Genomic DNA, 13,107 nt, shown 5'->3' on the forward strand with positions numbered 1-13,107 from the left:
TTTTTAATTGTTAGGCTAGCGTGAGGCTAACTTAAGTCCAGAAAGGCGAAGCTAAGCCAAGCCTAAATAAGCTAAGCCAAGCACTAGCTCACTAGCCCAGCAACAACACGCTATGGGCACGCAATGTCTGACATTGACGCATCATCACTAGAGGCATTCGCTTCAAAACGTACATTCGATACCAATAACGATGCCGAGGCGTTAGCGTTAAGCGCAAATGGTGAGAAAAGCTCAGCAAATGACGCGCCTGCTTCTACAAAACAGCGTGAAGGGATAACAACCGTTTGCCAGTCGCTTGAATTAGCTGCGAAGGTATTTAACGGTAACGACACATCGCAATCACTGCTACTACAACCAATAGACACACTAAGGTTATCTAGGCCTTCTGCTAGTTTCACATCTAAAACAAGTGCCGACTCATCGTCACTGTAATCACGCATATCTTCAGGGAAAGGTGAATAGAAGCCTACAGTAGCTTGGTCAGTAAACGTTAGCGATAAGCTATCTTCTTGAACCATGCGGTCGGTGGTACGCACGCTAGCGCCTTCAGATTCCACCGTATTGCTTGCGACAGTTGTATCACCCGAAGCGTCTTTAATTATTAGCTGCCATGGTTTTTGTGTAGAAAGTACGTAAATATCATGGGCAGGTAACGGCGCGTTAGCATCAACGCCAGTCGACTCAGGCAGCGGCGCTTCGATAGGATCGGTATCACCAAATGCTAACCCATAACCGTAAGCAAATTGTGCGGTATTGCCGTCGTCTTTATTCACGATTTGCGTAGGGGTAGCAGGCCAAGAGAACGAGAGTTTTCCATGCATAGGATAGTTGATTTCACCATCTTCTTTAGTGAACAACACATCAGCAACGCCTTGGCCTTCAGAGCCAGGTAACCACGCTACTACAAAGGCATCACTGGCGTTAATTTCTGGGTTTACCCACAATGGGCGGCCGGTAATGAAAACAGACACCACAGGAATACCTTGGGCTTGGAAAGATTTCAACAAGGCAAGATCTGACTTGTCGCCACGTTGATATTCCACATTTGAAATATCGCCGTTACCTTCAGCGTAAGGGTTTTCACCAAATACGATAATGGCCACATCTGGTTTGTTGTTTGTTGAAGCCTGAGCATCAAAAGTGGCTTTTTCAAACAAAGTAGCCGTTCCGCCAGCTTCGCTGACTGTTTGCTGTATACCTTCAAAAATAGAGGTTGCGCCTGGGAAGTCGCTATTTTGATTGCCTGTACCTTGCCACGTAATAGTCCAGCCGCCTGATTGCTTGCCAATATTATGGGCAGCATCACCAGCAACCACTACGTTCATACTTGGCGCTAATGGTAGTAGGTTCTCTTGGTTTTTAAGCATCACTAAAGACTTACGAACCGCAGCGCGAGCAATATCGCGATGGGCTTGTGCACCAATAATCTCACTATTGCCTGATAACGCACGGTTTGCCGGCGAAGGTTGCTCAAACAAGCCCATGCGAACTTTAACCCGCAATACGCGGCGTACCGCATCGTCTAAACGAGACTGTGGAATAACCCCAGATTTAACCTGTGCAATGGTGTTCTCATACAAAGGTTTCCAAGCACTGGTAGGCACCATAAAGACATCAAGACCCGCATTCATAGCTTGAGGACAGCTTTCGTTGGTACAGCCTTCAATTTGACCATGGCCGTTCCAGTCACCCACGATAAAGCCGTCAAAACCCATCTTATCTTTTAGCACATCAGTAAGTAGGTATTTGCTGCCGTGAATTTTCTTACCATGCCAGCTGTTGAATGATGCCATTACCGACTGTGAGCCAGCATTTAAGCCCTCAACGTAGCCTTGTGCGTGAATGCGGAATAAGGTTTCTTCGTCGGCAATGTTGTTACCTTGATCGTCACCACCTTGTGTACCGCCATCACCAATAAAGTGTTTTACTGTTGAGATAACATGGCTATCGTCAATGCTGCCACTGGCAATATCGCCTTGCATACCAGATACAATGGCTGTGGCATAAGCGCCTACAATGGCAGGGTCTTCTGAATAGCTTTCGTAGGTTCTCCCCCAACGATCATCACGGGCTACCGCTACAGTTGGCGCGAAAATCCAATCTATTCCAGTCGCACGTACTTCTTTGGCAGTCGCTTCGGCAATTCGGGTAATAATGGCAGGGTCGTTCATTGCACCCAAACCAATATTGTGTGGAAATAAGGTAGCACCAATCACGTTGTTGTGACCATGTACTGCATCGGTTCCCCACATGGTAGGAATAGTGCTGCCATCAACAGAATCGTCTATTGATGCTTGATACATGGCATCCGCAATGGCAATCCAATCTTGTGGAGTGGCGTGCTTGTCATTATTGGGAAATGCACCGCCGCCATTTAAGTACGAGCCAAACCCGTAGGTACGCATATCTTCAAGGGTAACATCACGAATTTCCGGCTGAATCGTTTGCGCTACTTTTTGCTCAAGGGTCATGGTGGCTAAAATAGCGTCTACTTTTTCTTCTACCGCTTCGCTATTGGCCGTGCTAAACGTAATTTCAGGCCAAAAATCGGGTACAGATTTTTGTGCTGCTTGCTCAGTCTGCTCAGCTTTGGGCGCGTTAGCCTCGTCTTTGGCTGGCTGGCAGCCTGCCATAACTAATGCTGCGGCAATTAATGAATATGTGCTTAGTTTCATAATAATCCTTTGTCTATTTGTGGCTTGCAGCCAAGTTAACGGTTGCACCACGAAGCCCGTAATAAGCAATGTACAGATAGCAAATAACCGGTAATAAGAACGAGAGTTGTACACCATAGTTGTCAGCAATAAAGCCTTGGAACAGTGGCACAATTGCGCCGCCCACAATGGCTAAACATAACATGCCAGAGGCTTGGGCTGTCTTTTGACCTAGCCCTTTAAGCGCAAGACTGAAAATAGTGGGGAACATGATAGAGTTACAAAGGCCTACGGCTAAAATAGACCACATGGCTAGGTTGCCACTACTGCACACTGAAACAATAATTAGCGTACATGAGGCAAAAGAATTGACGGCCAGCAGCTTACCAGCATCTACTTTTTGCATAACCGCAGCTCCAATAAAGCGGCCAACCATAGCGCCGCCCCAATAGTAAGCAATGTACTTAGAGGCTTGGCTTTCGCTCATGCCTTTAATGCTGTCTAGTCCAAAGTAATTCACCAAAAAGCTACCAACAGCCACTTCAGCACCTACATACAAAAATAGACCTAATGCGCCTAGCGATAAATGGCGATGCTTTAGCAAGCTGGTATCGGTAGTAGTAGCTACGTCCATTTCACTATGGGTAGGCGAGGGGAGATTCACCTTCATCATCACCACAGCCATGGCCACGAGAACCGCCGCTAAGGTTAAATAAGGAAGTACTACTGCATTTGCATCAGTTGTTGCGGTTTCCATACCTTCATGGGCACCAAATAACACAATGCCACCAATAATAGGCGCCACAGTTGTCCCTAATGCGTTAAATCCTTGGGTCATAGTGAGTCGGCTAGAGGCGGTATCTGGGTTACCCATAATGGTAACTAACGGGTTTGCCGCGACTTGCAAAATAGTGATACCTGAAGCCAATACGAACAATGCGCCTAAGAACATCCAATACTGAGTGAATAGTGCAGATGGAATAAACAACACGCAGCCCACTGCTGCCGTGATCAAACCCACACCAATGCCTTTTTGATACCCAGTGGCGCTCACTAACTTTCCAGCTGGAATAGAAATAAGAAAGTAGGCACCGAAAAAGCACGATTGCACTAACATAGCTTGGGTATAAGAAAGCGAAAATAGAGCTTTCAAATGAGGTATTAGAATGTCGTTAAGTGCGGTTATAAAACCCCACATGAAAAATAACGACGTTAGCGTTGCCAGTGCAATTTGGCTAGTGGCATTAGACGTAGTTGTGGTTTGTGTTGTGTGATTCATAGGTAACGCCCTGAATTAACTCACTGATTTACTATAGTTCGGGCTACAAAATGGGTGAAACTCACGTGGTAGCTACCCGAACCCGCATATGATTTGTTAAAAGTTTGTTGGTCAGTATATGCGTCGAACTACAAAATGCAAGCGCTTACATTATGTTTTTGTATGCGTTTACATTGGCTTGGTTAAGTTTATGTGACCAGCTGTAATTTTCTGCTGTTAAACGGCCAGAAGTAGCCTATAACATTATTTAACTATACTGCTGAAATAAAAATCTAAATGTTTACGTTTAAATTCAATTGTTTATATTAGTTTTTTTAATCAAGGCATTTAACTATTAACTATTCATACAAAATTATAGTCGTCTTTAATGGGTTAAATAATCCTCACAAGCAGTACTAATAATAACCTTCTCACAAACGTAAATTAACATTTAACATTCTAAAAACACTTGCATTACAAGTCGATCCTACGTACATTTGCCTGAAAGCGCTTACGTTGCTAAGATTTAAAATTGTAAGCGCTTCCAAAGTTGGCGGTATAAGGCTTTATTACCCGCTAATTTTTTTATCAGGACACTCTTTATCAGAACACTCTTTATCAAAACACTAATAAAGCACGCCAATGTGATTCGTGAAGTAAGCAGCACTAGACGGTTATTTTTGCTTACGTATTAACAACACGGCTGGGGAAAACATGAAACCAAATACATTTAGAAAGACACGACTAGCAACAAGCTTATCATTAGTACTAGGGGCAATGACCTCTATGCCTGTTATGGCACAGCAAAGCGATGAAAAAGAACTTACTGCCGGTGACTTTGAAGTTATTGAAGTAAGTGGCATTCGCGAAAGCCTAACAAAATCAATGCTGACTAAAAAAGCCGCTTCAGGTGTGGTAGATGCCATTTCAGCTGAAGATATTGGTAAATTTCCAGATACAAACCTAGCCGAGTCTTTACAGCGTATTACCGGTGTGTCGATAGACAGAAGTAACGGCGAAGGAAGTAAAATAACCGTTCGTGGTTTTGGACCAGATTATAACCTAGTAACGTTAAATGGCCGCCAAATGCCAGCGGCGAACATTGAAGCCACAAGTGCTTCATCTTCACGTTCTTTTGATTTTGGTAACTTGGCTTCTGAAGGTGTTTCGGCCGTAGAAGTGTATAAAACAAGTTTGGCATCTCAGCCTACCGGTGGTATCGGTTCTACCGTGAACCTCGTTACTGCCAAGCCTTTAAGTAACCCAGGGTTAAAAGCCAGTGTTGGCGTGAAAGGCGTTATTGATGATTCAAGCGAATCAGGTAGCGGCATTACACCTGAATTATCGGGTATTTATAGCCAAACCTTCAACGACGATAAGTTCGGTATCCAACTTATTGGTTCTTACCAAGAGCGTGATAGTGGTGTTTCAAGTGCTGAAACTAGCAGTGGTTGGTACACTATTAAAGGCAATGGCGGTGATTGGGGCTCGTTGCCGCAGGATGGCAGCTTTGAAAATGCGCCGGGTGAAAACGATGTCTATTCAGTTCCTCGTAACCTTGTGTATAACTTTGATGAAGTAAGCCGTACTCGAACTAATGGTCAGTTAACGCTGCAATATCAACCTATTGACGATTTAACGGCTACCCTAGATTACACTTATTCTGAGCTAGAAACGCACACCACACGCCAGCAACTTTCTACCTGGTTTAACGGCATTCCTTCTTATGGTGAGTACACCGAAGGCAGTAACACAGAAGGTTCTGTTATTGGCCCTGTTATTTATGCTGATAACACAGGTTCGGATATTGGTTTAGGTACAAGTGATTACACCACCGTAAACGAAAACAATTCAATTGGTTTAAATATTGAGTGGGCTGCTAACGATAATTTGAACCTAGAGTTTGATTATCACCACTCTACTGCTGAAGCAGGCCCCGGAAATGATTGGGGAAGTAACAACGTTATCAGCGCAGTGCAATTTGACCGTGTTGCTACGGAAGTTGATTACTCACAAGACTTCCCTGTTATGAGCATCACTTACGCCGACGGTGTTGATGGACTAGACCCAAGCAGAATGTCCACCTCGGGTACGTCATTTCGCAACAGTTACATGAAGTCTGAAATTAACCAAGCTCAATTCCGCGGTAACTATTATTTTGATGATGGTCTTATCACTAGCATCGACTTTGGTATCTCAAGCACAGAAGTTAAAAACCGCTCTGCGTACTCAGTTGCACAGCGTGACACATGGGGTGGATACGGTTCTGCTGATGATTACCCCGATGACCTTTTCATTCAAGAAGACTTGCCTAGCATGTTTGATGGTGTGCTTGGCAGCAACGGCGATGACTTAGAACCTTTCTATTACGCTAGTAACTTTGGTGATTTGATAGATGCGCTTTCAGCAGTGGCCACAGCAAATGGTGATACTATTAGCCCTTGTGGTACTGAATTGTGTATGGATCCTGAGTACTCTACCGATCGCCGTGTGACAGAACAACAATACGCAGCGTATGTTCAAGCTAATATGGAATTTGATATTGGTGAGATGGCAGCGTGGATGTCTGTAGGTTTACGTTATGAAGATACCAACGTTGATTCAACATCGTTAGTGCCTAACTACAACGAAGTGCAGTGGGTATCAACTAATGAATTCTCAGTTATTGATGACGGTGAAACCCAGTTTGTTTCGTTATCTGGTGGTTATGACCATATTCTTCCTGCAATCGACTTCAAATTAGAAGTGACGGAAGATTTGTTTACTCGTGCGTCTTACAGTAAAACCATTACACGCCCAGGATATTCAGATATTCAGGCTGGACTTACGGTGTCGCAAGGTGCTAGAGCGCAAGGTGGTGATGGTTCAGTGGGTAACCCTAGCCTACTGCCGTACGAATCATCAAACTTTGACCTAAGTACAGACTACTACTTCGGTGAAGGTAGTTATGTGTCTGTGGGTTACTTCTATAAGAACGTTGAAAACTTCATAGGCTCTTCGGTTTACACTGATACGCCTTATGATGTTTATACTCCCGTGGGCGGTGTGCGTTACGACGAAGCGTTAACAGCCCTTGGTAGCGATGCTGAGTTAGAAGATATTCGTCAGTACTTTATCGACCAAGGATATGCCGATGCAGATGGCATCATCACGGGTATTGAAGGTGAAGATCCGCTGTTAGAGTTTGATATTACGCAAAAAGTAAACTCTGATGACGATTACACGGTAGACGGTTTCGAGTTCGCGGTTCAGCACTTGTTTGGTGACAGTGGTTTTGGAACCTTGCTTAACTACACCATTGTGAATGGGGATGTTGAGTACGATGATTACGCCGTAAACGAGACACAATTCGTGTTACTCGGCTTAAGCGATACCGCTAACGCAGTACTGTTTTATGAAAACGAAGGTTGGGAAGTACGTGCCGCATGGAACTGGCGTGATAAGTTCCTAGCCGCAACGATTGACGGAAATGGCGGTGAAAACCCCACTTACGTTGAAGCTTACCATCAGTTAGATGTTAACGTTCGCTATCAAGTTTCTGAAAATTTAGAAGTGTTCGTTGAAGGTATCAATGTGACAGGTGAATACAAGCGTACGCATGGCCGTCACGAGAACATGGTGATTGGCGTGTATACCGCAGAGCCTCGTTACAACATAGGTGCTCGTTACAACTTCTAGTGTCCCTGATGTTGTAATGTTTGTGGAGCGTTGCTACAGGGATGTAGCAACGCTTTGCTTTTATAAGGTATTAATAAAAGCAACGGTGGCATATTTCGATAAGCTCTAGCTTTTAAATCTTAGAAGCTAGGCCTTAGAAGCTAAACATTAAAAGCTAAGCCTGAGAAACCACACCTTTAAATGAAGCGCTTTACTGTTAAGCTAAAGCAGTATCAAGACTATTCAAATAGCACGTTTGTGGAACTGCCTAAGTAAAATAATAGTCTTACAAGTATGAGTATAAGTTAGGAATTACGCGGAATGACATCACACCAAGGTGACCACGCTATTCGTTCTATTGTGATTGCTGGCGGCGGCGCGGCAGGGTGGTTAACGGCTGCTATTATTGCGGCTGAGCACAACTTACCTAACAACCCTCATCTAAACATTACTTTGGTTGAATCTCCCGATGTCAAAATTCTAGGCGTAGGGGAAGGTACTTGGCCTACCATGCGCGATACGTTGCGTAAAATTGGTATTGATGAAACCCACTTTCTACTTTCTTGTGACGCTTCTTTTAAGCAAGGCACCCGCTTTGTGAATTGGCGCAATGGTGGTGGTAACAGAAACAAAAACAGTAACGTTCACTGTAACGGCTACGGTAGTTGCGACGACGTATACGATCACCCTTTTGGGCTACCCGCAGGCTTCTTTGAAGCCGACATTGCAGCCTGGTTTCTGTTAAATCAAACGCCAGACACTTCATGCGCTAACGCAAGTGCAAGCTTCGCGAAGCAGTTTAGTACTCAGTCTGTTTTAAGTGACAATTATAAAGCACCAAAGCAGCTACAAACCCCTGCTTATGCGGCCGTAGCAAATTATGGCTATCACTTAAATGCGCATAAGTTTGCAGAGTTGCTAAAAAAACACAGTATTAATGTATTGGGCATCAACTACGTTCAGGCTCATATCGATAAGGTTATTACTGATAAAAACGACAATATCAGCGCATTGCAATGCAAAGTCGGTAGCAACAAGGCGGGTATCAAAGGTGTAGAGGGTAACCTGATAAAAGGCGATCTTTTCGTTGATTGCACAGGATTTGCGGCCAAATTAATCGGCGAGCATTACCAGCAAGGCCTAACATCGGTGTCGGATGGGCTTAAAAATGACACTGCTATGGCAGTGCAAGCCGCATACCGAGATGAAGAGGCTGACATTGCCTCGGTAACCCTTTCAACAGCCCATGACAATGGCTGGATTTGGGATATAGGCTTACCCAACCGCAAAGGGGTAGGGTGTGTGTATAGCAGCGAATTTTGCAGCGATGACAAAGCTGTTGCAACCTTAACCCAATATTTAAAGAACGACCCATCTATCGTTCCCATCGATGAAAGTGCTATTCGCAAAATATCCTTTACCCCGGGTTACAGAAAAAGCGCGTGGGTAAAAAACTGTGTGGCAGTAGGCACAGCTGCGGGGTTCGTCGAGCCCCTTGAAGCTTCAGCGTTAGTCATGGTTGAACTTTCAGCAAAATACATCGCCTCACAGTTACCGGAATATAGCAGTACTGTGCCTATCGTGGCCAAACAGTTTAACCAAAATTTCAGTCAGCGCTGGCAGCGAATTGTCGACTTTCTAAAGCTACACTACGTGATGAGCGGGCGAGATGACTCGCCCTATTGGCGTGAGATGTCTAAAATTTCCACGGCGTCGACAAACTCGCCTTCGGCCTCAACGCAACTCAGCGACTGGCTAGCGCAGTGGCAACGTAGGCCCATAGCAATAAATGACTTCATGTATGCTGAGGAGTTATTCCCGGCAGCAAGTTACATGTATGTTTTGTACGGAATGCAATCTGCCAATCAGGTGAAGCTTAATAGTGCGCGATATACTGCCGCGCAATTAAAAGCCGCGCAGGTTGCCGTACAGCAAAATTACAAACGAACGCAACAGCAGTTGGCGGCGCTTCCTACTAATCGGGAATTAATAAATGCGCTTCGTCAACAGGCAGGTATATAGGAACCCATATGGCAAACCATGCTCTACTTAATAATAATGAACACAAAGACCTAGCGGTTATACAAGGTTTTGGCGCTGAATTTGGTCATGATCAAATGTGTGTTCCGGTTTACCCTGCTGAAGTGCGCCATGCACAAGCTCACTACCCAATAGTGTTTGCCAAAGATGCAAACGGCGACTTTCAAATGGTGGCATTACTAGGCGTAGAACAAGGTGAAAACCTCTTTGTTGATGCTGGACAATGGCGCACATCTTATAAACCTCTTGTTATTGAAAAAGGCCCCTTCTTGATAGGCCGCAATACCCCAGTAAAAGGACAAGAAGATGTTTTGTCTATTTTCGTCGACTTAGACGACCCACGAGTACTGAATACAAAAAGCGACTCAGCATCACAGGTAAAAGAAAACGCCACGGCTGTATTTTTACCGCATGGTGGCAACACCGACTATATCGATAATATCGCAAACGTTTTAAGCACCATTCATGCTGGACATGAAGCACACAAAAATTTTGTAGATGCGTGTAATGCGCTAGGACTTATCGAGTCGTTCGTTATCGACATGGAGCTTGGTAGTACGGGTACACATCGATTATCAGGATTTTATACCATTAACGAAGAGAAGCTGAATGCTTTGGATGGTTCAGAAATCATTAAGTTGCATGAAAGTGGTCACTTACAAACTATTTATATGATGCTGGCATCTATGTCGCAGCTAAGACAAGTCATTGCGTATAAAAAAGCGGCGTTAGGCCAAGCTTAATGCTTGAGCCAGTCAACCGCTTGTGCGCTTAGATAAAGGAATACATTTGTCTTCGACATTAGATGTACTCAAAAATTGTCCGCAGCCTGAAGCCATACCCGCTTCGGTTACCTCCCGTGATGGTTTCAATTTGGTAGAAACATTAGCGCAATTAGATAAGCCCTATGTGCTACCTCAACTTGTTGCTAAATGGCCGGTAGTGCAGGCAGCGAAACAGTCTGATGCGGTATTGTGTGAATATTTAACTGAATTTGATAACCAGTCAGTGGTGGATACCCTCAAGCTTCCCGCGGGTGAGCAGGGGCGCATGTTCTACAATGCCGATATGTCAGGGTTTAATTTTACTCGCGCTCGCATGCCCTTTCGAACCGCGTTAGAAACGCTATTGAACTTAGCCGAACGTAAAGATCCGGAGTCGTTATATATAGGCTCTACTACGGTAGATACTTGTTTGCCTGGTTTTACTCAGTCGAACCCTATCGGTTTAGATTCTTTAGCGCCACTAGCGACATTATGGATTGGCAATAAAAGTAGAATAGCTGCCCACTACGACGCACCAGATAATCTAATTTGCGTGGCTGCAGGTAGGCGCCGTGTAACCTTGTTCCCTCCCGAACAGGTAGAAAATTTATACATAGGGCCACTGCATTTTACTCCAGCAGGGCAAGCCATCAGCATGGTGGATTTTGCCAAGCCAGATTTCACCGCCCACCCTAAATTTAAAGACGCATTACAGCATGCTTTGGTTATTGAACTTAACCCAGGAGATGCTTTGTATATTCCTTCTATGTGGTGGCATCACATTGAAGGTCAGGGCAGTCTTAACATGCTGGTTAACTTTTGGTGGCGCACAGTACCAAGTTATATTGGGCGTTCAGAAAACGTGTTGTACCACGCATTACTTACGTTAAAACAATTACCTAAAGCGCAGCGTAACGCATGGAAAGCGTTGTTAGACTTTTATGTATTTAGTGAAAACCCAGACAGATTTGACCATATGCCGCCCTCTAGGCAAGGCCCTCTGGGTGATATAGACGAAAAAACTTTACGCCAATTTAAGGCGTGGTTAGCAAACAATTTAAAGCACTAATTCTGAGGTATTTATGAGTATGTCTTCTTCTGGCCAGGCTTCTAATGAATCGGTTAAAAACCCAACTAAGAATACAGATAAAAAAAAGCAGCGAGTGGTTATTGCTGGCGGTGGTACCGCGGGTTGGATGGCGGCAGCAGCATTTACTCGCCTGCTAGGTAAGGAAATTGACGTTACCCTCATTGAAAGCTCAGATATTGGTACGGTAGGCGTGGGTGAAGCTACCATTCCTACACTGGTATTTTTCCACAAATTATTAAAAATTAGCGAACAAGAGTTTATGGCAGCAACCAACGCTACCTTCAAACTGGGCATTAATTTCGAAAATTGGAAGGCACTAGATCATGCCTATTTACACGCTTTTGGCGTGACAGGTAAAGATTGCTGGGCGGCAGGGTTTCAGCATTTTTGGATGCGCGGCTTAAAAGAAGGATTAGCGACGGACTTTGGAGATTACTGCTTAGAGCGCAAAGCGGCCGAAGCGAATAAGTTTGCTCACCTGCCTAACAACGGTTTGAACTATGCGTTTCATATGGATGCCACCAAATACGCCATGTTTTTGCGTAATATTGCAGAAAAAGAAGGCCTTACCCGAATCGATGCCACTATCACTGATGTGGCAGTGCGAGAAAACGACGGTTTTATTGAAAGCATTACCCTTAACAATGGCGATGTTGTAGAAGGTGATATTTTTATAGATTGCACCGGATTTCGTGGGCTGCTAATCGAAAAGGCGCTACATACAGGTTACGAGGATTGGTCCCATTGGCTACCGTGCGATCGCGCCGTTGCTGTGCAAACCGAATCGGTGTCTACCCCTGTTGCATTCACACGAAGTATTGCCCGCGAGGCAGGGTGGCAGTGGCGTATTCCATTACAAAATCGTGTGGGTAATGGCATGGTTTTTTGTAGTCAGTATTTATCGGAAGAGGAAGCCGTATCGACATTAATGGCTAATATCGAAGGTAAAGCAATTAACGACTCCAGAGTGATACATTTTAGAACCGGAAGACGCCGTAAACAGTGGAATCGCAACTGTTTAGCGTTAGGGCTCGCTAGTGGGTTTTTAGAGCCCTTAGAGTCTACTAGCATCCACCTTATTCAACAGAATATCGTGCGTTTCCTACGTATGTTCCCTGTCGATGGCATTGTTGAAGAAGATATTAATGAATTCAATAGCCAAGCTAATTTCGATATTGAACATATCCGCGACTTCATTATTCTGCACTACCATGTAACGGATAGAACCGATACGCCGTTTTGGCGTCATTGCCGTCAAATGGATATTCCAGATAGTCTAAGGCATCGTATTGAATTGTTTAAAAAGACAGGTCGCGTATTCCGTGAAGGCAGTGAGTTATTCGATGACTCATGGCAGCAGGTAATGATAGGGCAAGGCTTAATGCCACAAAGCTATCACCCTATTGTTGACACTATGAGTCGGCAGGAATTAGAAATATTACTTAATGGCATTCGTCAAAATATCACCCGTGCGGTTGATAAACTTCCTCCGCATAAAGATTATCTATCACGGTATTGTTCTTAGAAGCAATAAATGGAACCAAGTGAGATATTAAAGACCTTACTTATGGTGCAAGTCATGCAAGTCATGCAAGTCATGTAGGAAGTCGCGATGATAGTGATTTACTCCACCGTCACCAATCT

The 13,107-nt window shown here is 44.4% G+C and carries 7 protein-coding genes; 5 read left to right on the forward strand and 2 right to left on the reverse strand.

Features of this window, described 5'->3' with window-relative positions:
• Positions 1 to 110 precede the first annotated feature (110 nt).
• The gene (locus Q4561_RS15680) at positions 111 to 2,675 is read right to left on the reverse strand and encodes a glycoside hydrolase family 3 N-terminal domain-containing protein (RefSeq protein WP_303461867.1); all 2,565 of its coding nucleotides are present in this window, start codon (positions 2,673 to 2,675) and stop codon (positions 111 to 113) included.
• Positions 2,676 to 2,688: 13 nt separating this feature from the next.
• Positions 2,689 to 3,933, reverse strand: coding sequence for a sugar MFS transporter (locus Q4561_RS15685; protein WP_303461868.1), 1,245 nt, complete (start codon positions 3,931 to 3,933; stop codon positions 2,689 to 2,691).
• A 693-nt stretch (positions 3,934 to 4,626) separates the two neighbouring features.
• Here Q4561_RS15685 and Q4561_RS15690 point away from each other — a divergent pair.
• The 5 genes from Q4561_RS15690 (at position 4,627) to Q4561_RS15710 (ending at position 12,988) form a co-directional block, all read left to right on the forward strand.
• The gene (locus Q4561_RS15690; protein ID WP_303461870.1) at positions 4,627 to 7,590 is read left to right on the forward strand and encodes a TonB-dependent receptor; all 2,964 of its coding nucleotides are present in this window, start codon (positions 4,627 to 4,629) and stop codon (positions 7,588 to 7,590) included.
• Between the two features lie 300 nt (positions 7,591 to 7,890).
• A complete protein-coding gene (locus Q4561_RS15695; protein ID WP_303461872.1) occupies positions 7,891 to 9,591 on the forward strand; it encodes a tryptophan halogenase family protein in 1,701 nt (566 codons plus the stop codon).
• An 8-nt stretch (positions 9,592 to 9,599) separates the two neighbouring features.
• Positions 9,600 to 10,352, forward strand: coding sequence for a SapC family protein (locus Q4561_RS15700; RefSeq protein ID WP_303461874.1), 753 nt, complete (start codon positions 9,600 to 9,602; stop codon positions 10,350 to 10,352).
• A gap of 46 nt (positions 10,353 to 10,398) precedes the next feature.
• Entirely contained in the window at positions 10,399 to 11,442 is a 1,044-nt protein-coding gene (locus tag Q4561_RS15705) for a cupin-like domain-containing protein (RefSeq protein ID WP_303461875.1), read from the forward strand.
• Positions 11,443 to 11,461: 19 nt separating this feature from the next.
• On the forward strand, positions 11,462 to 12,988 hold the full coding sequence (locus tag Q4561_RS15710) for a tryptophan halogenase family protein (RefSeq protein ID WP_303461877.1): 1,527 nt from the start codon (positions 11,462 to 11,464) through the stop codon (positions 12,986 to 12,988).
• Positions 12,989 to 13,107: the final 119 nt, after the last annotated feature.

The sequence above is a fragment of the Alteromonas sp. 1_MG-2023 genome (genome assembly GCF_030547075.1).
Lineage (GTDB): Bacteria > Pseudomonadota > Gammaproteobacteria > Enterobacterales > Alteromonadaceae > Alteromonas.

Excerpts from the sequence above, each read along its gene's own strand:
- Q4561_RS15700 (WP_303461874.1), top strand. The coding sequence starts at position 9,600 with ATGGCAAACCATGCTCTACTTAATAATAATGAACACAAAGACCTAGCG.
- Q4561_RS15710 (WP_303461877.1), top strand. The coding sequence starts at position 11,462 with ATGTCTTCTTCTGGCCAGGCTTCTAATGAATCGGTTAAAAACCCAACT.
- Q4561_RS15690 (WP_303461870.1), top strand. The coding sequence starts at position 4,627 with ATGAAACCAAATACATTTAGAAAGACACGACTAGCAACAAGCTTATCA.
- Q4561_RS15695 (WP_303461872.1), top strand. The coding sequence starts at position 7,891 with ATGACATCACACCAAGGTGACCACGCTATTCGTTCTATTGTGATTGCT.
- Q4561_RS15685 (WP_303461868.1), bottom strand. The coding sequence starts at position 3,933 with ATGAATCACACAACACAAACCACAACTACGTCTAATGCCACTAGCCAA.
- Q4561_RS15680 (WP_303461867.1), bottom strand. The coding sequence starts at position 2,675 with ATGAAACTAAGCACATATTCATTAATTGCCGCAGCATTAGTTATGGCA.